This window comes from Frankia sp. CgKIO3 (assembly GCF_977946435.1).
On sequence record NZ_CDWTMO010000013.1, the window covers coordinates 2,347 to 26,000 of the forward strand.

A 23,654-nucleotide genomic window follows, 5' to 3' on the forward strand; every position below is an offset into this window, starting at 1 on the left:
CCGGCCATCGCCGTCTGGCCATCACGCCCGGCTATCGCGTCCGGCCATTGCGAGGTCACCGGACCGGCCGCCTCCCGGGAGGCAGCCGGAACTTCCCGAGTGCCTACTCGCTGGACTTGGCCAGATCGACCGGCGGGGCATCGGGCACCTGGTTCGGCTTCACCTCGCCACGGAAGACGAACTTCGCCTCGTCACCATCGCCTTCGACGTCCCCGACGACGATCTCGCCCGGCTTGAGCGTGCCGTACAGGATCTTCTCGGACAGCACGTCCTCGATCTCCCGTTGGATCGTCCGGCGCAGTGGCCGGGCGCCCAGCACCGGGTCGTACCCCTTCTTCGCCAGCAGGGCCTTGGCGGCCGACGTCAGCTCGAGAGCCATGTCCTTGTTCTTGAGCTGGGCGTCCACCCGGGCCAGCATCAGATCGACGATCTGGATGATCTCGGCCTCGGACAGCTGGTGGAAGACGATGATGTCGTCGATCCGGTTGAGGAACTCGGGCCGGAAGTGCTGCTTGAGCTCGTCCTGAACCTTCGCCTTCATCCGCTCGTAGTCGACGGCGCCCTGACCGGTGGCGAACCCGATGCCGGGGCCCTTGGAGATGTCCCGGGTGCCCAGGTTCGACGTCATGATCAGAACGGTGTTCTTGAAGTCGACCAGCCGGCCCTGGGAGTCGGTCAGCCGACCGTCCTCCAGGATCTGCAGGAGGGTGTTGAAGACGTCGGGGTGCGCCTTCTCGACCTCGTCGAACAGGACCACCGAGAACGGCTTGCGCCGCACCCGCTCGGTGAGTTGGCCGCCCTCCTCGTAGCCGACGTAGCCGGGCGGGGAACCCACCAGCCGCGAGACGGTGTGCTTCTCCATGTACTCGGACATGTCGAGCTGGATGAGCGCGTCCTCGTCACCGAAGAGGAACTCGGCGAGCGTCTTGGACAGCTCCGTCTTACCGACACCGGACGGGCCGGCGAAGATGAACGAACCGCCGGGGCGCTTGGGGTCCTTCAGCCCGGCACGGGTGCGCCGGATCGCCTGGGAGACGGCCTTGATGGCCTGCTGCTGGCCGATGACGCGCTTGTGTAGCTCGTCCTCCATGCGCAGCAGGCGCGCGGTCTCCTCCTCGGTGAGCTTGAAGACCGGGATGCCCGTCCAGATGGCGAGCACCTCGGCGATCTCCTCGTCGCCCACCTCGGCGACGACGTCCATGTCGCCGGCCTTCCACTCCTTCTCCCGCTTCGCCTTCTCGGAGAGGAGGGTCTTCTCCTTGTCCCGCAAGGACGCGGCCTTCTCGAAGTCCTGCGCGTCGATCGCGGACTCCTTGTCCCGGCGGACGGTGGCGATGCGCTCGTCGAACTCGCGTAGGTCCGGCGGAGCGGTCATCCGACGGATGCGCATCCGCGAACCCGCCTCGTCGATCAGGTCGATCGCTTTGTCGGGCAGGAACCGGTCGGAGATGTAACGGTCGGCCAGGGAGGCGGCCGCCACCAGCGCGGCATCGGTGATCGATACCCGGTGATGCGCCTCGTACCGGTCCCGCAGCCCCTTGAGGATCTCGATCGTGTGCGCCACTGACGGCTCCGCGACCTGGATCGGCTGGAACCGCCGCTCGAGAGCGGCGTCCTTCTCCAAGTGCTTGCGGTACTCGTCGAGCGTAGTCGCGCCGATGGTCTGCAGCTCACCGCGGGCGAGCATGGGCTTGAGGATCGACGCCGCGTCGATGGCACCCTCGGCCGCGCCCGCGCCGACCAGTGTGTGCAGCTCGTCGATGAACAGGATGATGTCGCCGCGGGTCCGGATCTCCTTGAGGACCTTCTTCAGCCGCTCCTCGAAGTCACCGCGGTAGCGGGAACCGGCGACCAGAGCGCCGAGGTCGAGGGTATAGAGCTGCTTGTCCTTCAGGGTCTCGGGCACCTCGCCCTTGATGATCGCCTGCGCCAGTCCCTCGACCACGGCGGTCTTGCCGACGCCGGGTTCACCGATCAGGACCGGGTTGTTCTTGGTCCGGCGCGACAGCACCTGCATGACGCGCTCGATCTCCTTCTCGCGCCCGATGACCGGGTCGAGCTTGGACTCGCGCGCCGCCGCGGTGAGGTTGCGGCCGAACTGGTCCAGCACCAGGGAGGTGGACGGGGTCCCCTCGGCGGGCGCGCCGGACGTGGCGGTCTCGCCCTTGCCCTGGTAACCGGACAGCAGCTGGATGACCTGCTGGCGCACCCGGTTGAGGTCCGCACCCAGCTTGACGAGCACCTGAGCGGCGACGCCCTCGCCCTCGCGGATCAGGCCCAACAGGATGTGCTCGGTGCCGATGTAGTTGTGACCGAGCTGCAGTGCCTCCCGAAGCGACAGCTCCAGGACCTTCTTCGCGCGCGGCGTGAACGGGATGTGCCCGCTCGGTGCCTGCTGCCCCTGGCCGATGATCTCTTCGACCTGTGACCGCACACCCTCAAGGGAGATGCCGAGGGACTCGAGGGCCTTGGCGGCGACGCCCTCGCCCTCGTGGATCAGGCCGAGCAGGATGTGCTCGGTCCCGATGTAGTTGTGGTTGAGCATCCTGGCCTCTTCTTGGGCCAGGACGACGACCCGACGTGCCCGGTCGGTGAATCTCTCGAACATGTGCGCTCCTTCGAGCTGCGACCGACCACACGACAGCCGGTATCCGCATGCTAGCTCCGCCGAGGCATGTCCTCACGCATCGAACAGAAATCTACCCGCCGGCACCGTCCACATCGTCGTGGGCGGCGGACCGGCGCAAGTACCGGTCCGACCAGCGGAGACGTCTAAGGCAACCGCAGCCGACCAGCCATGACTCCGTCACGTCGTTCCGCCAAGAGCAGAACGACGCCGCCCGCTTCGCGACGTCTCCGGTCGGGCGTACGGTGCGGTGGGACGCGTCAAGCGGTGCGTCCCACCTCGGTGAGCCTCCTCACCGATGCTACCGACGGTAGTGGATGAGGAGGTGCATCTTGTTGTGATTCAACTCACATGTATATCGTTTTGCGTTGTCAATGTTACTCATTGTCGCCGCCCTGGGGAGTTTCAGCGACAGATCTTGCTTGCATCTTGTGAGTAACTACTTTACGTGCGCATACTCGGGCTGTGCTTCGGGTGATTCTCAGACCGCAAGTCCTCCGTTGCCCTGCGTGTCGACCCAGGCGCGCAGCCGTTCCTCGCGATCCTGGTCACCGGTAAAGGGACACGAGGTGCAGTAGTCGTCACCAAGGCGGTAGGCCAGGCAGCACGACCCACGGCGTATGCCGGTGTACCGCCGGCCGTGGTGGACGAACTCGTGCCAACGGGGCCGGGCCCGCATGGTGGGAGTAGCCCGGGAGAAGAAGGCGTCGGCCTCCACTCGGCCGAGGTGGGGATCGCCGGTCGCGCGCTCGGTCAGCAGGAAGGCGCGGGCGCACTGCGCGGCCACCGCCCCCCACAGCGCCGGAAGGCCGAGCCGGACCCGTCCCCGCAGCTCCTCGACGAACGGTTGGAGATGCGCGAGCACCTCCTCGACCAGGCGACTACGCAACGCGGCGACGTCCCCGACCACGTCCCCGACCACGCCGATCCGGGCATTCACCCCGTCTCCGGCGGTGACGCCCCCCGCGATCGGGTCATCCGCCAGGACGGTCATGGCCGGCCGGTGGAACGCGGTCTGGTCGAACCAGCCGCCGTCGAGGGCGCGTAGGGACATCGTTGCCGGGGTCAGGGCCGGCACCCGGTGCAGGAGGACGAAACAGGCGATGGCCGGGGCGGCGACGTTCGCCGAGTACCAGTTCGCCAGGTAGCTCGCGGCGACCTCCGGGCTGGCGCCGTGTGCAGCGCCCACCCGGGCCAGCGCCTCGGCCACGCCTGCTGGTCCGGTCAGGAAGGCACAGTCGGCCCAGCCCGGGCCGTCCGGCATCCCGAACTGCACACCGCGCGGCTCCAGCACCTCGGCGAGGTCCCGCAGGCTTGCCTCGAACGGTGGTTCGGCGCACTGGACGGTACCCCCGGAGAGTTCCGGCGCCGTCCCCTCGGGGACTACTTCCCTGGAAGGCGCCGCCGGGGACGCCGCCGAGCCGGTGCGGCGTTCGTTCACCGACCGCTTCACTGCCGGGACCGGGAGGTGTGCCGCGGCTGGGCCGGGCGTAGCTGTGCCAGGGTGCAGGATCTCTCGCAGAGTGGCGTTAGCATGAGCATGGCTTTAAGTAAGGCTAACTTCATGTCTGGCGTCAACTGGAGCCGCCATCAGTGCTATGCCCACGAGTCATCGTGGCCGGCATCATGGGTGGGTCGACATCGCGCGGTTGCCGGGCTGGTCGGCCCGCGTCACCAGCTGTCCGTGGCGAGATGGCGCTGGACGGCCTCGGCGATGGCCTGCTGCCCGTGCATGGTGGGGTGCGCGCTCAGATCACGTGTCGGTCCGAACAGATTGACCGGAGCCACCCACGGGTCCGGTGTGCAGATTTCGTGACCGCGTAGCGCTCGACCCGTCGAGACGAACTCCACTCCCGCATCCGACGCGGCTTTTCTGATGACCTGGTCGAGCTGTCTGTTCAGCCTCGTCAGCTGTCGACGTTCCCTGTTGGTCAGCCAGGTACAGATGTTGTTGAGCTGGTTGCCCGGAAATATGTAGGGATAGCCGACCACGATGATCCGCGAATGCGGGGCGGCGGCCTTCACCGCCGCGTAGTTGGCGCTCAGGACACCCGGAAGTTCCTTGGTGACAAGATCGCGCTCGCGGCGGTCGTTGCCATCCCAGAAGCATCTCCACGCATAACAACTGAAGATGACTTTGCCGAATCCGGCATCGTTGCCGCCGATGGTGATGGTGACGACGTCTGGGGCCCGGCCCAGTGCACGTAGCTGGGCCAGCTGGGGTTTCTCGCCCTTGAACGACTCGTGTAGGGCGCCGGTGGTGGCTCCGGAACACGCGGCGAACAGCGAGACGGTGACCCCCGATCCCATACCGCCCAGCAGTCGTGGCCAGGCCTGGCTGCTCCGCCGGCACTGGGGGGCCAGCGAGTCGAAGGGAGGATTGCCCTCCCCCGAGGAGTAGGAGTCGCCCAGCACGGCCAGGGTACGGGGCTGCGGACCGGCCGAAGCCGGATCACCCCAACCGTACGTAATCGGAACCGCGGCGAACAGGAATGCTGCCATCGCGGTGACAAGAAAGGGATGAGTGAAGTATCCGCTGCCGGGATGTGACGATACGCCGGACTGTGTTCCCGAGTTTCGGTCCCGCATGGCACGGAATCGTAACCGAGTCGCGGGAGGACGGTCCGTCGAACCCGGCGGCTGTCGCTCGGCAGAGTCGGTTGCCTAATCCGCTGGACCGGTCGAAGCCCCGGAGATGCGCGATCGTCGTAATTATCCTGGTCGCCGTAATGCAGCCCGAACGAGCCCGGTCGGGATCGGATCAGATATTCTTCTCGAAGACGAGACGCAGGCCGATGAGTGTCAGATGGGGCTCGTGGCGGTCAAGGGTCTCACTTTCCTTGATGACCACGGACGCGAGACCCCCGGTGGCGATCGTCACCGCATCCGTCCCGAGCTCGGCCCGGATGCGGCGTACCAGGCCGTCCACCTGACCGGCGACGCCGTAGATCATGCCGGACTGGAGTGCCTCGACCGTGCTCTTGCCGATGACGGAACGTGGCGCGACCAGTTCCACCTTACGGAGCTGGGCCGCCCGGGACGCGAGTGCGTCCAGCGCGATCTCGATGCCCGGTGCAAAGATTCCGCCGATGAACTCGCCGCGTGCCGAGACGATGTCCAGGTTCGTCGAGGTGCCGAAGTCGACGACGATCGCCGGCCCGCCGTAGAGGTGGTGCGCGGCGAGCGTGTTCATGATGCGGTCCGCGCCGGCTTCCTTCGGATTGTCGATGAGGATGGGAACCCCGGTCCGCGTCCCCGGTTCGACGATGACGACCGGAATGTCGTGAAAGGCCCGGACCACCATCCGGCGCAGGGCTCGAAGCGCGGCGGGAACGGTCGAGCAGATCGAGACACCGGTGACCTTGTACTCGCCGAGCAGGCCGCGGTAGAGTAGCACCAGTTCGTCCGCGGTCGCCTGCGGGTCGGTGCGCACCCGCCAGGAGTCGGCGAGGTGTTCACCCTCGAACACGCCGACGACGGTGTTGGTGTTACCGACGTCGATGGCGAGCAGCATCAGGATTCCTCCACGATCAGACCCTCGATCGGTGGGCCCGCGGTGGCCGATCCCGGGCGATGATCGGGATCCAGGGCGAGATCGAGGCCGAGGTCGAGAGCGGGCGCCGAATGGGTCAGGGCGCCGACGGCGAGATAGTCGACGCCGACGGCTGCCACCGCCGCCGCCGTTCGCAGGGTCAGGTCGCCGCTCGCCTCGAGCCGCACCCCGGCCGGACGGGCGAGCTGGACCGCGGTCCGCAGGTCCGCCAGCGACATATTGTCGCAGAGGATGAGATCACATCCGGCATCGACGGCCTCCGCGACCTGGTCGACGGTGTCGCATTCGACCTCGACGGGCAGCCCGGGGAACCGGGCCTGCACCGCGGCGAACGCCGCCGCCACGCCACCCGCCGCGACTACGTGGTTGTCCTTGATCAGGGCTGCGTCCGTCAGCGACATGCGGTGGTTCACCCCGCCCCCGCAGCGCACCGCGTACTTCTCCAGCGCGCGCAGGCCGGGTAGCGTCTTGCGGGTGTCGCGGATCACCGCACCGGTGCCGGTGACCGAGTCGACCCAGGCCCGCGTCAGGGTGGCGATCCCGGACAGGTGGCACAGCAGGTTCAGCGCGGTGCGTTCGGCGGTGAGCAGGCCGCGGACCGGCCCGTTGACGTAGGCCACCGTGGTGCCCGGCGGGACAGGGTCGCCGTCGCGAGCGGTCAGGGTGACGGTCGCGGCCGGCCCGAGCAGGCTTTCGAAGACGGCGGCGGCGACCGGCAGGCCGGCGACGACGCCCGCGGCCCGCGAGACGATGGCGCCGTGCCCGACGAGGGCGGGGTCGACCGTCGCCTCGGAGGTCGCGTCGACCGCGCCGATCTGGCCGGTCACCTCGTTCTCCTCCCAGACCGGGAGGTCCTCCACGAGCGCGCGGCCGACCAGGGCCACCACCCCGTCCGGGTCGAGGCCGGCCGAGGCGAGGGCACTGCGGGTGGCGGGCGAGAGCCGTCCGCCGGGCACGCCGGCGGAACCGGAACCGCTCACCGCGAGCCGCGCATGGGCTCGACGTCCACGATCAGTTCCCCTTCTGGATCGAGCCGGGTGAGGATCCGGCCGAGCCAGTGTTCGTCGTCCCGCTCACCGAAGTCCTCCCGCCAATGGGACCCGCGGGTCTCCGTCCGGATGGCGGCGGCGGCGGCGAGGGCCGTCGCAACCGTGCGCAGGTTGGTCATCTCCCAGGCCGGCGGCCCGGCCGTGACCGTCGCCCCGCTGACCCGCAGGTCCCCGAGACCGGCCAGTACCTTCGCCGTCGCCCGCAGGCTGTCCGCGCTGCGCAGCACCCCGACACCGTCGGTCATCGCGCGCGCGAGCTCCGCGCGTTCGGCGGGGTCGGTCAGACCACTGCCGCGACCGACCACCGGCGCGGCGGGGATGGCGGCGCCGCGCTGGCCGCCGGGCGCGGTGCCGGCTAGGTGCTCCGCGATGCGTGCGGCGAAGACCAGCCCCTCCAGCAGGCTGTTCGACGCGAGCCGGTTGGCGCCGTGCACCCCTGTGCAGGCCACCTCCCCGCAGGCGTACAGGCCGGCCACGCTCGTGCGGCCCCACAGGTCCGTGCGCACTCCGCCGCTGGCGTAGTGGGCGGCCGGCGCGACGGGGATCGGTCTGGCGACCGGATCGATGCCGGCGGACCGGCAGCGCGCGGTGATCGAGGGGAACCGCCGCTCGATGGTCGCCGCGCCCAGCCTCCGGGCGTCCAGGAACAGGTGATCGACCCCCTGGGCCGCCATGACCCGCGACATCTGCTTGGCGACGACGTCGCGCGGCGCGAGGTCGGCCAGCCGGTGGACGCCCGCCATCACCCGCTCGCCGGCCGCGTCGACGAGAACGGCACCCTCCCCCCGCATGGCCTCGCTGACCAGCGGCTGCTGGCCCCCGAGCAGGTCGGCGACGGCGCCCGGCCTGGACGGGGGCAGCCACAGGGCGGTCGGGTGGAACTGGACGAACTCCAGGTCCGCGACGACGGCGCCCGCGCGCAGAGCCAGCGCCACCCCGTCCCCGGTGGAGACGCCGGGATTGGTCGTCGACGCGAAGATCTGCCCTATCCCGCCGGTCGCCAGGACCACCGCGCCCGCCGTCACCGCGCCGACGCCGTCCCGGCTGCCCTCCCCCAGCACGTGCAGGGTGGCGCCGGCGGCCCGACCGTCGGAGTCGAGCAGCAGGTCGAGGACCAGTGCGTGTTCGATGACCTCGACGCTCTCATCCGCCCGGACGGCGGTGATCAGGGCGCGTTCCACCTCCAGGCCGGTGGCGTCCCCACCCGCATGGATGATGCGGTTGCGTAGATGGCCGCCCTCCCGGGTGAGGGCGAACGAGCCGTCGGTGGTCCGATCGAACCGGGCGCCGAGCTCGGCGAGCTCACGTACCCGCGCCGGTCCATCGCGGACCAGTACTCGGGCTGCGTCCTCGTCGCACAGCCCGACGCCGGCGACCAGGGTGTCGGAGAGATGATCTTCGGGCGAGTCCTCCGCGGCGAGCGCGGCGGCGATCCCACCCTGCGCCCACCGGGTCGACCCGGCGTCGAGGCGTGCCTTGGTCACCAGCAGCACCCGGGCGGCGGGCAGCGCCCGGCGCAGGTGCAGGACCGTCGTGAGCCCGGCGATGCCCGAACCGATGACGACGACGTCCGCGGCGCGCAGCCATCCCGGGCGGGGCGCGTCGAGCCGGCAAGGTAGCACGGTCACTGCGTAGCCACGGCCGATCGGACCGCCGCCGCGGCCGCAGGTACCGGGATGTCGACCGGGATGTCGACCGGGATGTCGCCACGCAGGCTCGACGGGTCGCCGGGGAGCGGTTCGGCCGGGTCGTCGCCGTGCCCGATGATCCGGTTTGCCGCGTCGACGAACAGCACCTTCGGGACGTGCCGGCGCGCCTCGGCGTCGTCCATGAGCCCGTACGCAATGATGATCACCAGATCGCCCGGCTGGACCAGGCGCGCCGCGGCACCGTTGATACCGATGATCCCGCTTCCCGCCGGTCCCGCGATGGCGTACGTCTCCAGCCGGGCGCCGTTGTTGATGTCGACGATCGTGACCTGCTCGCCGGGCAGCAGGTCGGCGGCGGCCAGCAGGTCCGCGTCGATCGTCACGGAGCCCACATAGTGCAGATCGGCCTGGGTGACTGTGGCACGGTGGATCTTGGCGGTGAGCATGGTGCGCAACACGGTCAGGCTCCCGGGTGATCGCGGTCGGCGGGACGGTCCGGTCGGGGGGTGAGGGCGGGAGACCCGGCGGATGCCGGAGACCCAGTGGGGGCCGGCGCCGGGGATTCCGGAGGCAGGACGAGGTCGATGTTGTCGATCAGGCGGGTGGTGCCCACCCGGGCAGCGACGAGCAGCAGGGCGGGACCGCTCCGGACCGGACGCAGATCGTCGGGGCTGGCCAGGGCGAGGTAGTCCACGTCCACCCCGTCCGCGGCGGCCAGAACCTCCCGCGCGGTCGCGAGCACGGCGTCCTGCCCGCCCGCCTGGGCCCGGGCCCCGGCGGCGAGCGCCCGGGACAGGGCGAGCGCGCTGCGCCGCTGCTCGGGGGTCAGATAGACGTTCCGGCTCGACAGCGCGAGGCCGTCGGGCTCGCGCACGGTCTCCACATCGATCACGGTGACGTCGAAGGCGAGGTCCGCGACCATCCGGCGGATGCAGACCAGCTGCTGGGCGTCCTTGCGCCCGAAGAACGCCAGGTCCGGACGGACCAGGTGGAGCATGGTCCCCACCAGGGTCAGCATCCCATCGAAATGGCCCGGACGGGTTGCGCCTTCGAGTAGCTCACCGAGCGGCCCGGCCTGCAACCGGACGAGCGGCGGCGAGTCGTGGATCACCTGGGGGGCGAAGACGAGGTCGACCCCCTCCCGCGCGCACATGTCGAGATCGGCGGCCAGGGTGCGCGGGTACCGGTCGAGATCCTCACCCGCGCCGAATTGCAGCGGATTAACGTAGATCGTGGCAACCACCTGGTCCGCCTGGGCCCGGGCGGCGCGCAGCAGCGAGGCGTGGCCTTCGTGCAGCGCTCCCATTGTCATGACGACGGCCCTGGTCGGGCGCGCGTGCCCGGCTGCCGCCCGCGCGGGCGCGTCGTCCGGCGCAGGCAGACCGGCCTCACTCTGCCGGGCGATGGTGGCCTGCCGGTCGAGCGCGGCGCGCAGCTCGGCCCGGTCTCTGGCCAGGACGGGACTGCCCGAGCCGGGGAGCGTGCTGGGCCGGACGGAGGGGGCAATGCTCCTAGCGGAGGGGGCCGTGGCGGTGGCCGCCTGATCGCGGGATCCCGTCGATGGGCGGTCAGGCGTGGTGGAGAAAACAGCAGTCATGATCCGCTCCAGTCCTCGGATGGGATACCGGACGTCGTTGGCAACTGTAACTCGGCTGCAATGATTGCTGCCCTCCTCTGTGAGCTGGGCTTCGTTCGGGCGATCGCCCGAACGAAGCCCTCTGCTCACTCCGGAAGGTGCAATTTGTTGCTTTGTGACGTTATATGATATCCCGCTGGGGCGGCGAGCCCACCGGAGTTCAGGCCCCGGTGTGCGCGGGCTCGGCCCGCTCAGGGGCCTCGGCCTCCTGGGGGGAAGAGGGCGTGGGGGCTCCTGGACGGGTGTGCTGCGCGACGTAGGTGCCGGCGGCGATCGCCGCCGCGACCGGCCATTCGATGATCGAGGCCGCGGCGAGCCCGCCGAGCCCCAGGTAGTAGGCGCCCTTGCCCAGCGACGGCCACTGCGTGCTCGTACCTCGCCCAACCTCGAACCGCGACGTGAGCAGCGGTAGCCGGACCGTGAAGGTGTGTGTGCCCGGCGACCGCTCGGGGCCCGTGGGCGGGGCCGGCTGCTGCTGGTCCCGCTCAGGGGCAGAGGTGTCCGTGTCCTCCCGGTGCGGCTGTGGCCGTGCCCGTGGCGGAGTGTCCGTCTTCGTGGCCATGGCAGCCCACCTCTCTCAATATCTCGATCTCCTTCTAGGAGAGAACCTATATAGTATCCAGAAGATAACTTCTCGTACTGTTCGCGGTGTGAGCGCGGTCAGGCGGTGGACAGGTAGTCCTTGAAGGAGATGCCGGTCAGTCGCTCGTAGGCCTCCACGTAACGGGCCTGGGTCGCCTCGACGACGTCCGCGGGCAGCTCCGGCCCCGGCGCGGTCCTGTCCCAGCCGGTACTCGTCAGATAATCGCGGATGTACTGCTTGTCGAAGGACGGCTGGGAGGCTCCGGGCCGCCAGGTGTCCTCCGGCCAGAACCGGGACGAGTCCGGGGTCAGGACCTCGTCGGCGAGCCGCAGCGTGCCCTGGGTGTCATGACCGAACTCGAACTTGGTGTCAGCGAGCAGGATGCCGCGCTCGGCTGCGAGGACACTGGCCCGGCCGAAGATCTGCAGGGTCAGCCGCTCGAGCTCGGCGGCGAGCTCGGTGCCGATCCGGCCGGCCGCGTCGGCCCGACTGATGTTCTCGTCGTGCTCACCGATCGGCGCCTTCGTGGACGGCGTGTAGATCGGTGCCGGCAGCTTGCTGCCGTCCACCAGCCCGGTGGGCAGGGGATGCCCGCTGACCGCGCCGGTGCGCTGGTAGTCCTTCAGCCCGCTGCCGGTCAGATAACCACGGGCGACGCACTCGATCTGCACCATGTTCAGGCGTCGGCACAGCATCGACCGGCCGCGCAGCTGCTCCCTATACGGAGCGAGCTCGGCCGGGTACTCATCGGCGTTCGAACTGACGACGTGGGACGGGACCAGGTCGGCGAGCTGGTCGAACCACCACAGCGAAAGCCCGGTGAGAACGGCTCCCTTGTCGGGAATTTCGGTCGGTAGGACCACGTCGAACGCCGAGATGCGGTCGCTGGCGACCAGCAGCACGGCGTCGTCCCCGACCGCGAACAGCTCCCGGACCTTGCCCGAACCCAGGTGGGTGAGCCCGGCGAACTCCTCATGTGTCAGCGGCATACACCGACCGTACCCAGGGAGAACAACAGCACCTGCGGGGCGGGGTCCCGCGCCATGCCTGCGCCGCTGTGCGGCGGGTCAGGCGCGGGGGCGCGCGGGTCAGGTGAGGGCGGCCAAGGCGTCGAAGACCGGGCCGAGGCGCTTGGTGTAGCGCTCGGGCCGGCTCACCTCGTCGAGCCTGGCCTCGTCCAGGGCCAGGCCGCGGTCGCCGGCGTGCTTGCGCAGCGTCTCCCGGAACGGCACGCCGGTCTGCCAGGTCTCCATCGCCGCCGTCTGGGTGACGGCGTAGGCGTCCTCGCGGGACAGCCCCGTCTCGACGAGTTCGAGCAGCACCGCCGAGGTGTAGACCAGCCCGCCCGTGGCATCGAGGTTCGCCCGCATCCGTGCGGTGTCCACGACCAGCCCGGTGACCAGCCGGGTCGTCAGGTGCAGCAGGTAGTCGACGCCGGTGGCGGCGTCCGGCAGCGCGATGCGCTCGGTGGAGGAGTGGGAGATGTCGCGCTCGTGCCACAGCGGGACGCCCTCCAGCACCGGGACGTACTGCGCCCGGACGATCCGGGCGAGCCCGGCGATGCGCTCCGACATGATCGGGTTCTTCTTGTGGGGCATCGCGGAGGAGCCCTTCTGCCCGGAGCCGAACGGCTCGGACAGCTCCCGGACCTCCGTGCGCTGGCCGTGCCGGACCTCCAGGGCGACCGCCTCGCAGACGGTCGCGAGCCCAGCCAGCGCCGCGACCCAGGAGGCGATGCCGTCGCGCAGCACGACCTGGGTGGCCACCGGGGCCGCGGTGAGGCCCAGCTTGTCGGCCACATAGGCCTCGACGTCGGGGTCGATGTTGGAGTACGTCCCGACCGCGCCGGAGATCTTGGCGACGGCCACGTCCGCGCGGGCCGCGCGCAGCCGGTCGCGGCAGCGGGCGAGCCCGAACGCCAGGTCCGCGACGCGGTGCCCGAACACCGTCGGCTCGCCGTGGATACCGTGCGTCCGGCCGACCCGCAGGGTGTTCCGGTGGGCTAGGCCGAGGTCGCGCAGCGCGGCGACGAGGGTGTCCGCCCGGGCGAGCAGCAGGTCGGTCGACTCGACCAGCTGCAGCGCGAGCGCCGTGTCGAGCAGGTCTGAGGAGGTCATGCCGAAGTGCGCGTAGGCGGCGGCGGACCGGGGTTCGGTGCGGTCGGCCCAAGCGGTCAGGAAGGCGATGACGTCATGCTGGGTGACGGCCTCCACCTCGGCAACGGCCTCGGGCGTCGGAGCGGGGGCGGCCCGGACCGGCTCGACGGAATCGGCGGGGATGCGGCCCGCGGCGGCGTGCGCCTCCATGACCAGCACCTCGACGCGACACCACAGCTCGTACTTGTGCGCCTCCGACCACACCCGGCCCATCTCCGCCAGGGTGTAACGGCCGATCATGACTGGCTGCCGGCCGCGGCCGCCGCGCTCAGCCCGTCCGCCGCGGCCTGCTCGAACTCGTCCTTGAACGCGGCCAGCTTCAGCCCCAGATCGGGATCGGCCAGCGCCAGGATCTGGATCGCCAGGATCGCCGCGTTCGTCGAGTTGTTCAGGCCCACGGTCGCGACCGGGACGCCCGGCGGCATCTGCACGATGGCGAGCAGCGAGTCCATGCCGTCCAGCGCCCCGCCGGAGATCGGCACGCCGATTACCGGCAGCGTGGTGAGGGCCGCGATGGTGCCGGGCAGCGCAGCGGCCAGGCCTGCCCCGGCGATGACCACCGAGATGTCGCGGGCCCGCAGCTGACCCACGTAGTCGGCGAGGGTGCGCGGCGCCCGGTGCGCCGACAGCGACACCTGCTCGTAGGGCACACCGAAGCGTTCCAGGGTGGCGCCGGCCTTGCTCATGGTCTGGGTGTCCGACGGTGATCCGAAGACGATCGCCACCTGGGGATGGCCCGGCCCGGGGGTGCTCTGCGACACGGTCTACTCCTTCTTTTTCTTTCTATGTCCTGCGGGATCCTCGCCGGACGCGACGTCCGCTCGACGGACGTCGGCCGCGTGGCGCATCCGGGACGGATCTCCGATGTCGGTGCGGTAATGGGCGCCGGGCAGCGAGATGCGGCTGACAGCCTCGTAGGCCGATCCTCGCGCGGACTCCAGGTTGGAGCCGATGGCCGTAACGGACAGCACACGGCCGCCGGCCGAGACGACCCGGCCATCCGGCTCCCTCCGGGTACCGGCGTGCAGGACGTCGACGCCGGCCAGTGCACCGGCGGCAGCGAGCCCGCGGAGCGGGTCGCCGAGCCTGGGTGCCGCCGGATAGCCGTGCGCGGCGACGACGACGCTGATCGCCGCGCCGGAGCGCCACACCGGTGCCCGCCGGCCGGAGAGCACGTCCGTCAACGGCGTCGTGAGCAGGGCGAGGATGGCCTGCACCTCGGGGTCACCGAAGCGCACGTTGAACTCCACCACCCGCGGGCCGCGGGTGGTCAGCGCGAGCCCGGCGTAGAGCAGGCCGGTGAACGGGGTGCCGCGCCGGGTCATCTCGGCCACTGTCGGCCGGATCACCGTGGCGACGATCTCCGCCGGCAGGCCGTGCGAGGCCCAGGGCAGCGGGGTGTACGCGCCCATCCCCCCGGTGTTCGGGCCGGTGTCGCCGTCGCCGACCCGTTTGTGGTCCTGCGCCGGCAGCAGCGGGAGGACCGCGCCGGACTCGGTCACCACGGCGAACAGGGAGACCTCGGGCCCGTCGAGGTACTCCTCGAGGACAACCCGGCCGTCCGGTCCGCGCAGGCTCGCGCGGACCGCGGCGACGGCCGCGTCGCGATCCTCGGTTACCGTGACGCCCTTGCCGGCGGCGAGCCCGTCGTACTTCACCACGTACGGCGGGCCGAAGACGTCCAGGTCGGCCAGGGCGGGCTCGATCTCGGTGTGGTCGCGAGAGGCCGCCGTGGGCACCCCGGCGGCGCGCATGACCTCCTTGGCGAACGCCTTGCTGCCCTCCAGCCGGGCCGCGGCCGCGCTCGGGCCGAAGACCGCGAGGCCGCGGGCGCGTAGCTCGTCGGCGGCCCCGGCTACCAACGGCATCTCCGGACCGATGACGGTGAGGTCCGCGCCGACCGCCTCGGCAAGGTCGGCGACGGCGTCCGGGTCGGCGACGGCGAGCGGGCGGGGCTCGGCGAGCTCGGCGGTCCCGGCGTTTCCGGGCGCGCAGATCAGCGAGCCGACCCGGGGATCGCGGGCGAGCGCCCGGCACAGCGCGTGTTCACGGCCGCCGGAGCCGACAACAAGAACCTTCATCAGTTCACCTCGCGACGCAAGCAGCGGCCCGGTGCGCGGCGGCGGATTCCCGGTAATGCCGGCGGACCGGGCCGCGTCGCCGCCACGGCCGTGCGCGGGGGACGTGGGGGTCGGTGGAGGCCGTCACCGGTTGTCCCCGGCGCGCGGCGCCGGGACGGAGATCCGGACCGGGCGCGGGTGCCGTCGCGAACCGGCGAACCCCGCCTGGGGCATCGCGTCGTCGCAGTTCGGTCGGGTCACAGTTCCACAGTAGCGGGTATGCTGATCATCGTGCGCGTCGTGCCCGGTCGGTGCCGGTGACTCCCGGCCGGTCACCCGGGACGATCCGCGCTGAGCGGCTACAGCCCGACGCCCGACCGCCAGAGCAGGTGGGCCATGCCGTGCACCAGGTGCAGCGCGCAGCGGCGTGCGTCCACCTCGGCCATGCCCGCGACGATGGCGGCGGCGTCGACCGGCCAGACCCGGACCTCCCGGCCGAGCACGGTCAGCGGGGCGGGATCGTCGCGGCCCTCGAAGGCGCGTCCACCCGGTTCGACGAACAGGTGCAGCGACCGCCCTGCGGCCGGGAAGTTCTCGCAGCGCCAGTACAGCAGCGGCCACGCCTGCAGCCGTTCCCGCCGTCTTGGCCAACGCCGGCGGCGACCGGGGTCGACGGCCGCCTCGCCCGGGTCCGCCCGATCTGCCCGGGCTGCCGGGTCCGTGGCCGCCCGTGTCGCCCCGCCCTCGCTCAGGTCCAGCGCGGGCAGCGGCCGGCCGGCGCGGTACCGCGCCGGCGCGCGGTGCGGCGCGGTGCGGGCCGCCCGCACCGTGACCGGTGGTACCAGGTGTTCGGCCGCGCAGAAGTCCAGGAAGTCACGGATCTGGGCGTCGACGTGACTGGCGACGGCCGCGGCGCGTTCGAGCCGCTGCGCCTCGGCCCGCTTCGAGCTCCGGATGGCGTGGCTGCCCCGCAGCAGCACGTCGGTCAGTGTCTGTGGCAGAGCCTCGCCGGTGGGGGAGAACCCGACCGGCCAGGCGTCGGAGTCGGTCGGGTGCAGGTAACCGCGTCTCACGGCCGGTGGCCAACGGGCCGGTTGCGGGGCTTCGGCCGGTTCCGGCAGCGACAGCGGTGTCCGCCCGGGGATGGAAGGGTCGTCATCCGACGGCCGGGACCTGACAACGGCCACCGCCACCACCCCCGGACGTCATTGCTTTGCGTGACCGCCCAAGCGTCGATGGTAATGCTTCCGGCTGCAACCGGAACCGACCGGATCTTGGCCCGCGCCGGGCGGGATCAGACCAGGTCTTTTCGGACCAGTTTGTTCAGACCAGGTCATTGATGACGAGCGTCTGGTCCCGCCCGGGACCGACGCCGACCGCCGACACCGGGGCGCCGGAGAACTCCTCCAACGCCCTGATGTAGTCCTTCGCGGTGCCGGGCAGGTCGGCGAACGACCGGACGCCGGAGATGTCCTCGTGCCAGCCGGGCAGGTCAGTGTAGATCGGCTTGGCGTGGTGGAACTCGGTCTGGGTCATGGGCATCTCGTCGACCCGTTCGCCGCCGATGTCGTAGCCGACGCAGATGGGCACCCGGTCGAAGCCCGACAGGACGTCCAGCTTGGTGAGGAAAAGGTCGGTCAGACCGTTGACCCGCACCGCGTAGCGGGCGATTACGGCGTCAAACCAGCCGGTGCGCCGTGCCCGGCCGGTCGTCACGCCGAACTCCCCGCCAATGCGGCGCAGCTCCTCTCCGACCTTGTCGTCCAGTTCGGTGGGGAAGGGGCCGGCGCCGACCCGGGTCGTGTAGGCCTTGATGATGCCGATCACCCGACTGATCCTCGTCGGGCCGATGCCGGCGCCGGTGGCCGCGTAGCCGGCGGTCGGGTTCGATGACGTGACGAACGGGTAGGTGCCGTGATCGACGTCGAGGAGAGTGCCCTGGGAGCCTTCGAGCAGCACGACCTTGCCCGCGCGCAGCGCCCGGTCGAGAATCAGGCCGGTGTCGGCGATGTGGGGTTGGAGGCGTTTCGCGTAGTCGGCGTACTCCTCGACCACCTCGTCTAGCTCGATCCGGCGCCGGTTGTAGACCTTGGCCAGGACCTGGTTCTTCTCCCGTAGCACCAGTTCGAGCTTCTTGTGGAAGATGCCCGGGTCGAGGAGATCCTGCACTCTGATGCCCGTACGGGCAACCTTGTCGCCGTAGGTGGGACCGATGCCGCGACCGGTGGTACCGATCCGCGCCTTGCCCAGGTAGCGCTCGATGACCCGGTCCAGCGCCCGGTGATGGGGCATGATCAGGTGGGCGTTCGCGCTGATCAGGAGCCGGGAGACGTCGATGCCGCGGGCGGTGAGCCCGTCCATCTCGGCCAGCAGCACGCCCGGGTCGATGACGACCCCGTTGCCGATCACGGGAACGCAGTCGGCTCGCAGCATGCCACTGGGAATCAGGTGGAGCGCGTAGCTCTCCGCCCCGATGACCACGGTGTGGCCGGCGTTGTTGCCACCCTGGTATCGGACGACGTAATCGACGGCGCCGCCCAAGAGGTCGGTCGCCTTTCCTTTTCCCTCGTCGCCCCACTGGGCACCGATGAGGACAAGAGCAGGCACCGGGCGAGGTTACTAGGGATGGCGGGGCCGTGGGGCCGGCTGCGGCGTCCTCGCTGGCCTCCACCACCGACGCGGCCTGATGAACTCACTGTCAGGTGAAGCCGATCTCACTGGCGGTGACGGGATTGCTGCCGGTCAGGAACGTCCGGCAGCGGGTGGCCTCCTCGGCCTCCCCGATGGCCGCGGCCGCCCGGACGAGAGCGGCGAGTGAACGCAGGAACCCGCGGTTGGGTTCGTGTGACCAGGGGATCGGCCCGTTGCCCTTCCAGCCCGAGCGGCGCAGGGCGTCGAGGCCGCGGTGATAGCCCGTGCGGGCGTAGGCATAGGCCTCGATGGGTCGTCCGCCGGTGAGCGCGAGCTCGGCGAGCGCGGCCCAGGGCGCGCTGAACGCGGGCAGCCGGGCGGCGACGGCATCCGGCGGATCACCGGCGGCCAGCGCCTCGGTCGCGGCCGCGTCGGAGGGCAGGAGCGTCGGCGGCGGACCGGAGAGCAGGTTGGGCTTTCCCGAGGCGGACGGCGTCGTCATGAGTGCATCCTGCCCGACGACTGGCCGCACACGTCATGGAGGTCACCCCGGACGCGCCCGCCCTGCGCGCACGGTGACCGGGTCGGTCAGGCCCTGACGCTGACGTTCCACAGATTCTGGCCGACGACCCCGGGTTGACCGTCGTTCACCCGGGTGAGGTACGAGTACAGCGCGGCGATGCCCTGCGACTGCGGTCCGAACTTGCCGTCGACGGTGAGTACGAAGCCCTTCTGGCGCATTCTGTCCTGCCAGACGAAGGCCTCCGGGCGGACGTCGTCGCTGAGGGACGCGTCGAGGACCGTGCCCCTGAACGAGCCGTCCCCCATCTCCCGGCGAGCCCGGTCCAGCGTCATGGGGGGTTCCACCGGGGTGATGGCCTGCTGGATGACGTCGCCAGAGCCGCCCGGGACACTGGCCGGGCCGTTGTTGGTCAGGCCCATCTTGACCGAGCAGGACGGCCATGGCTGCCAGCCCCGCTGGTTGTAGAGCTTCGCGGCCGCCTCGTCCTGCGTGGCGGGCGACGCCTGGTACGGCCGGCCGGAGTACCCGAGCCCGTGCCAGGTCCGGTCGTCGAACTGGTAGGCACCGGAGAAGCCGTTGCCGGTGCTGATCGCGTAGTTGCCGCCGGACTCGCACTGGCGGAGCTTGGCGAAGTCATCGGCGGTGGCCGCGCCCGCCGGAGCCGCGGTGACCGCGAGGCCGCTGCCGACGATGGCCGTGACCGCGCCGGTGGTGCGCAGGATGCGACCGGCGGGCGATGGGGCCTGCGGTGCTCGATGTCTGCCGCCACGACGCCCAGAGGGCATGTTCGTCCAATCCCGTCGCCTGCGGGGTGAGCTGTCGGGTGCGGGCTGGGATGGCCCGGCCGGAGGATCCGACCCCGGGTGGCGAGTAGGAACCGCTCTCCACCATGGACCGGGATGCACCGGCTTTACCCCAAGGACGCTGCTTGCGGCGCCCGAAATGTGGGTCCCCCACTCCTGCCCGCTGCGGTTGATGTTCGTTCCGGCCGCTCGCACGGGGGCAGGACTCGGCGTCCGTCCGGGCGGCCTCGCCGACGAGGCGAGTGAGCGGCACTCTAGCGAGAACCGCTCATGGAGCGCAAACCGGGGTGGTCCGGAGTAACCAGTGAGGATCGCGCGAATCGTGCCACTTCTGTACAGGTTCCGCAGGTGGCTCGCTGGTCCTGCTGTTCCTCGCCGGCCTTGCCGAAGATCGGCTCTGCCGGAGGCCGGTCAGGGTGTGGTCCGGGTGATGTTGGTGGTGGGTTGCACGGGCCAGCCCGTACGGGCCGTCAACCGGAGATCGTCCGGAGGCCGGTCGGGCCGGCCCGTCGTCGAGGTGAGATCCCCTGACCGGTGTCGCCGGGGTGGGATGTCCGGTTGCCGCGGCGGTCGTCCCCCGTCGCGGGAGCGGAGTGAAGAGATCAGCTGACGGAGCTGACGGAGTGAATGGATCAGCTGATAGAGCTGATAGAGAGGATCAGCTGAAGGTGGCCCGCCAGGTCGCCGGGCCGACGATGCCGTCGACGGCGAGTCCCTTGGCGGCCTGCAGGGCGCGGGCGACTGCGGCGGAGCGTGGTCCGTAACGGCCGTCGATCGTGATCGGATACCCCAGATGGTTGACGCGGGCCTGCCAGGCCCGCACGTCGTCACGTACCTGCCTGGCCAGTGCGGTCGTCAGGTTACGGGTGAATACGGGGGTGCTCACGGAGATGGGGCTGACCGTCAGCTCACTGCGTTTCGCCGTGCGCGACGCCTGGCCCGAGGAGCTCGACGAGCCGCCCGCGAGCTGGTCGGCGCCCATCCCGCGGCCACAGGTCGGCCACTGGCCGAAGCCGGACCGCCGGGCGAGCTTGAGTGCGGCCTCGTCCTGGACAGCCGGGGGAGCCTGGTGCGGCAGACCGCTGTAGCCGAGGCCGTGCCAGGTGCTGGCGGAGAACTGGTAGGCGCCGTAGTACGCGTTGCCGGTGTTGATCGTGTAGTCACCGCCGGACTCGCACTGCCGCAGGCCCGTCCAGGTGGTGGCCGCACCGGCCGGCTGGCTGAGCGCGAAGGTGCCGCCCACCGCTGCCGCGAGTACGGGTGCGACCACGAGGGCCCGGGCCCGGCTGCGGGTACCGGCGCGGCATTGTCGGCCACTGATACGTGCGTCGGACATGTCTTGTGGTCCTTCCCCACGCCTGCGAGGTAAGCTGTCGGATTCGGACTGGGAACTGCCCGGCCGTGCCAGGGATTCCCTGGAGACGGAAGCCGCACCGGAAACACCTTTCCGTGTGGTCGTCGCACATGGCTTCACCCCGAGAGCATCGAATCCTTTCGATACTCGGAGATGGGTCCCCCGTTCCTGCCGCCCGGTTCGAGAAATCGTCGGCCGGGGGCAGGATTCGGCGTGCCGCCCGACGAATGCCCGGCGTTGTTGCCGGGCACGGCGAAAACCATAACCACGCCGCCCGGCGAGTCGCCAAGCATTGAATAGGGTGCGTGAAAAAGAGCACACTCGGCGCGCCTGCTTGAGCAGGAATCGACGGCCTGGTATCGCGCGTGCGCGCCCGCTCATCAAACTGGCGGTACGACGTGCGGAGGCATTTGTGCTTGGCCGATCACCCTGTTTGCCGATGGGCGACGATGAGCGGAGAGTCCCGTATCAGGCCAGATGTGTGATATGTCAACAAAGGTGTGACGGCCCTGCTACGAGATCGACGCGAGTGATCGGCCTGATACTACGCTTCGTCCGTTGAAGCCTGTTTTTGTGAGAAAAACAACGGAAATCGGGCGGTAACTTGCAGCGTTGTGATTTTTGCACACGGCGGATTCGATCGAACACCGATTGTGAAAATTGCCTGTCGGGCCGCCACGCTGGACGAAGGGGTTCCGTGGGGCGGGGCGGTAGGTGAACGGTTACCGAAGGCCCGGTGCGTGTCCGCTAATGTGGCCGCAACCTGCTGGTCGCCAGCGGAGGCGGCGTTACGCGAGGAGCGGGGTCCCTCGCCCGGTAAACAGTGGTCCCCCAGCCGTCGGAGCGACCGGGGAACCGTGGGGCCGGCATAGTACGGGAAATCGGCAGGTCGTGCATCGGACCGGGGCGGGTCGGATGTCCGCCGCGTGCCGGTCGTTCCGTCCGCCGGAAACGATGGAGAGTGTCGGGTCGAGGGGTCCGGAGAATGCCCTCGGACGAGCGGCGGCGGTTGCCCGGTTGCCCGTTTTCGCGGCCGGCGGCTATCTGTCCTCCTGCCCGCCTCCTGTCCGCCGGCCGGCGGTCCGGCCGGACGGTATCCGACGAACCGATCCCGCCAGCCGGCGTGCGCTCCTGGCCCGGACTATGCCCGTCCGAGGCTGGTGCCGGCGGAACGGAGGTCCTCACACGCCTGGGCGACGCGGGCCGCCATGCTGCTCTCCGCGAGCTTTCCGTAGGTACGCGGGTCGTATGCCTTCTTCACGCCGACCTCACCGTCCACCTTGAGAACGCCGTCATAGTTTTTGAACACGTGGTCCACGATGGGGCGGGTGAATGCGTACTGGGTGTCCGTGTCCACGTTCATCTTGACCACCCCGTAGTCGAGCGTCTCGCGGATTTCGGTGAGAGCCGACCCGCTACCGCCGTGAAAGACGAGGTTGAACGGCTTCGCGCTGGCTGGCAGCCCGAGCTTCCTGGCGACGTACTCCTGTCCTTCGTGCAGAATCGTCGGGCGTAGCTTGACGTTTCCGGGCTTGTACACACCGTGCACGTTGCCGAAGGTGGCGGCGAGCAGGTAGCGCCCCTTCGCGCCGGTGCCGAGCACCTCGGCCGTCCGCCACATGTCCTCCGGCGTCGTGTAGAGCTTCTCGTCGATCGCGCCGACGACGCCGTCCTCCTCGCCGCCGACGACCCCGATCTCGACCTCGAGAACGATCTTCGCGGCGGCGGCATCCGCGAGTAGTTCCTCGGCGATCTTGAGGTTCTCCTCAAGGGGGACCGCCGAGCCGTCCCACATGTGCGACTGGAAGAGCGGCTCGCGCCCCTGGGCCACCCGATCCTTCGAGATCGCGATCAGGGGACGGATGTAGGTGTCAAGCTTGTCGGCCGGGCAGTGGTCGGTGTGCAGGGCGATGTTGACCGGATACGCCTCCGCGACATGGTGGGCGAACTCGGCTAGTGCCTCCGCGCCGAGGACCATGTTCTTCACCGTCGAGCCGGACAGGTACTCGGCACCGCCGGTGGACACCTGCACGATGCCGTCACTGCCGGCTTCGGTGAAGCCCCGCAGCGCGGCGTTCAGGGACTGCGACGAGGTCACGTTGATCGCGGGGTAGGCGAAGGACTGGGCCTTCGCCCGGTCGAGCATCTCGGCATATACGTCTGGCGTGGCGATGGGCATCGGTGGGGCTCCTTACGAACCTGTAGGGGCGCCGATCAGCCCTGCACCCGCGGTGCAGGACAGCCGGATCGGGCCGAAGCCCGCCGTGGACTCCTGATGGGCGAAGGGTATGACGCCTTGCCCCGTCCCGGGGTCGGATGCGGCTGACGTCGCCGACGCGGTGCCGGTCCGCGCGCCGGGCGCGGGGCGGGTGCCGACCAAGGGTCGGCACACTGGTCGAGTGGATGTCGGCAGCCTGTCCGGGATGACGCTGTACGTCGTCCTCTTCGCGGTCATCTTCGTCGAGAGCGGGATCCTGATCGGGTTCTGGCTTCCGGGTGACACCATTCTCTTCGCGGCCGGGCTGATGGCGGCGGACGCGGCGTCGAACGTGTCCGTCGCGGTCCTCTCGATCGGGGTCGCAGCGGCGGCCACCGTCGGGGCGGTGGCGGGCTACTACACCGGGCATCGCCTCGGCCGGCCGTACCTGGAGCGCAGGTACGCCACGGTGCTGGCCCGTACGGAGGAATTCTACCGACGGTTCGGGCCGATCACCCTGGTCGCGGCCCGCTTCGTGCCGTGGGCGAGGACGTTCGCGCCGGTACTCGCCGGGGCCGTGGCGATGTCATGGTCCCGCTTTCTGATCGCGGTCATGCTCGGAGCGCTCGTCTGGGGGACCGGATTGATCCTTCTGGGCTATACGGCGGCCGCCATTCCTGGGCTGCGGGACGCGGCGGTGTGGATCGCGCTCGTCGTGATCGCCATCTCCGTCATCGCCGGGATCGCCGGTGAGCTGCTGCGTCGGCGATCGGGCCGGCTCCCCGACCAGGGGCCGCGGTAGTCCGTGTCGGGCGAGGAGCGCCGAGGGTCGGG

Annotated in this window: 20 protein-coding genes and 2 riboswitches; of the genes, 1 reads left to right on the forward strand and 19 read right to left on the reverse strand. The window is 70.2% G+C overall.

All coding sequences use genetic code 11. The annotated features are described in order from the left end of the window. Positions 1-103: 103 nt before the first annotated feature. The 19 genes from AC08OJ_RS03035 to fbaA form a co-directional block, all read right to left on the reverse strand. The gene (locus tag AC08OJ_RS03035; RefSeq protein WP_462202849.1) at positions 104-2,608 is read right to left on the reverse strand and encodes an ATP-dependent Clp protease ATP-binding subunit; all 2,505 of its coding nucleotides are present in this window, start codon (positions 2,606-2,608) and stop codon (positions 104-106) included. 499 nt (positions 2,609-3,107) lie between these two features. Next, positions 3,108-4,067, reverse strand: coding sequence for a (2Fe-2S)-binding protein (locus AC08OJ_RS03040; RefSeq protein ID WP_476592058.1), 960 nt, complete (start codon positions 4,065-4,067; stop codon positions 3,108-3,110). A gap of 230 nt (positions 4,068-4,297) precedes the next feature. After that, complete coding sequence (locus AC08OJ_RS03045; RefSeq protein ID WP_476595015.1) at positions 4,298-5,215, reverse strand: SGNH/GDSL hydrolase family protein; 918 nt, start codon at positions 5,213-5,215, stop codon at positions 4,298-4,300. Between the two features lie 172 nt (positions 5,216-5,387). Then, a complete protein-coding gene (locus AC08OJ_RS03050) occupies positions 5,388-6,140 on the reverse strand; it encodes a type III pantothenate kinase (protein WP_476592060.1) in 753 nt (250 codons plus the stop codon). Beyond that, positions 6,140-7,159, reverse strand: a complete 1,020-nt coding sequence (gene nadC / locus AC08OJ_RS03055; protein WP_476595016.1) for a carboxylating nicotinate-nucleotide diphosphorylase — start codon at positions 7,157-7,159, stop codon at positions 6,140-6,142. Before nadC ends, AC08OJ_RS03050 begins: the two co-directional genes overlap by 1 nt. Continuing rightward, the gene (locus AC08OJ_RS03060; RefSeq protein WP_476592062.1) at positions 7,156-8,856 is read right to left on the reverse strand and encodes an L-aspartate oxidase; all 1,701 of its coding nucleotides are present in this window, start codon (positions 8,854-8,856) and stop codon (positions 7,156-7,158) included. Before AC08OJ_RS03060 ends, nadC begins: the two co-directional genes overlap by 4 nt. Then, complete coding sequence (gene panD, locus AC08OJ_RS03065) at positions 8,853-9,335, reverse strand: aspartate 1-decarboxylase (protein WP_476595017.1); 483 nt, start codon at positions 9,333-9,335, stop codon at positions 8,853-8,855. The genes AC08OJ_RS03060 and panD overlap by 4 nt, the downstream gene beginning before the upstream one ends. Before the next feature lie 2 nt (positions 9,336-9,337). Continuing rightward, complete coding sequence (panC, locus tag AC08OJ_RS03070) at positions 9,338-10,474, reverse strand: pantoate--beta-alanine ligase (protein WP_476592064.1); 1,137 nt, start codon at positions 10,472-10,474, stop codon at positions 9,338-9,340. Between the two features lie 199 nt (positions 10,475-10,673). Then, positions 10,674-11,075: a hypothetical protein gene (locus AC08OJ_RS03075; RefSeq protein WP_476592065.1), complete on the reverse strand. Its 402-nt coding sequence runs from the start codon at positions 11,073-11,075 to the stop codon at positions 10,674-10,676. A gap of 98 nt (positions 11,076-11,173) precedes the next feature. Further along, complete coding sequence (locus AC08OJ_RS03080) at positions 11,174-12,085, reverse strand: phosphoribosylaminoimidazolesuccinocarboxamide synthase (RefSeq protein WP_462186410.1); 912 nt, start codon at positions 12,083-12,085, stop codon at positions 11,174-11,176. 99 nt (positions 12,086-12,184) lie between these two features. Beyond that, complete coding sequence (gene purB / locus AC08OJ_RS03085) at positions 12,185-13,492, reverse strand: adenylosuccinate lyase (protein WP_476592066.1); 1,308 nt, start codon at positions 13,490-13,492, stop codon at positions 12,185-12,187. Continuing rightward, a complete protein-coding gene (gene purE, locus AC08OJ_RS03090) occupies positions 13,489-14,013 on the reverse strand; it encodes a 5-(carboxyamino)imidazole ribonucleotide mutase (RefSeq protein WP_462186408.1) in 525 nt (174 codons plus the stop codon). Before purE ends, purB begins: the two co-directional genes overlap by 4 nt. Positions 14,014-14,016: 3 nt before the next feature. After that, positions 14,017-15,333, reverse strand: a complete 1,317-nt coding sequence (gene purD, locus AC08OJ_RS03095) for a phosphoribosylamine--glycine ligase (RefSeq protein ID WP_476592067.1) — start codon at positions 15,331-15,333, stop codon at positions 14,017-14,019. A 338-nt stretch (positions 15,334-15,671) separates the two neighbouring features. Continuing rightward, positions 15,672-16,439 carry a hypothetical protein gene (locus AC08OJ_RS03100; protein ID WP_476595027.1) on the reverse strand — a complete coding sequence of 256 codons (768 nt, stop codon included), beginning with the start codon at positions 16,437-16,439 and terminating at the stop codon, positions 15,672-15,674. 196 nt (positions 16,440-16,635) lie between these two features. After that, entirely contained in the window at positions 16,636-17,919 is a 1,284-nt protein-coding gene (locus AC08OJ_RS03105) for an adenylosuccinate synthase (protein WP_462186406.1), read from the reverse strand. A gap of 91 nt (positions 17,920-18,010) precedes the next feature. After that, positions 18,011-18,445 (reverse strand): DUF3151 domain-containing protein, encoded by a 435-nt coding sequence (locus AC08OJ_RS03110; protein WP_476592069.1) that lies wholly within the window; start codon positions 18,443-18,445, stop codon positions 18,011-18,013. An 86-nt stretch (positions 18,446-18,531) separates the two neighbouring features. Beyond that, positions 18,532-19,251: a transglycosylase family protein gene (locus tag AC08OJ_RS03115; protein ID WP_476595018.1), complete on the reverse strand. Its 720-nt coding sequence runs from the start codon at positions 19,249-19,251 to the stop codon at positions 18,532-18,534. Between the two features lie 2 nt (positions 19,252-19,253). Further along, positions 19,254-19,450, reverse strand: a riboswitch (cyclic di-AMP (ydaO/yuaA leader). A gap of 477 nt (positions 19,451-19,927) precedes the next feature. Beyond that, on the reverse strand, positions 19,928-20,605 hold the full coding sequence (locus AC08OJ_RS03120; RefSeq protein ID WP_476592071.1) for a transglycosylase family protein: 678 nt from the start codon (positions 20,603-20,605) through the stop codon (positions 19,928-19,930). Positions 20,606-20,611: 6 nt separating this feature from the next. Further along, positions 20,612-20,847: riboswitch (cyclic di-AMP (ydaO/yuaA leader) on the reverse strand. Positions 20,848-21,764: 917 nt separating this feature from the next. Beyond that, the gene (gene fbaA, locus AC08OJ_RS03125) at positions 21,765-22,802 is read right to left on the reverse strand and encodes a class II fructose-bisphosphate aldolase (protein WP_476592072.1); all 1,038 of its coding nucleotides are present in this window, start codon (positions 22,800-22,802) and stop codon (positions 21,765-21,767) included. Positions 22,803-22,911: 109 nt separating this feature from the next. Between fbaA and AC08OJ_RS03130 the strand changes: the two genes are divergently transcribed. Further along, complete coding sequence (locus AC08OJ_RS03130) at positions 22,912-23,622, forward strand: DedA family protein (RefSeq protein WP_476595019.1); 711 nt, start codon at positions 22,912-22,914, stop codon at positions 23,620-23,622. The last annotated feature ends 32 nt before the right edge of the window (positions 23,623-23,654 follow it).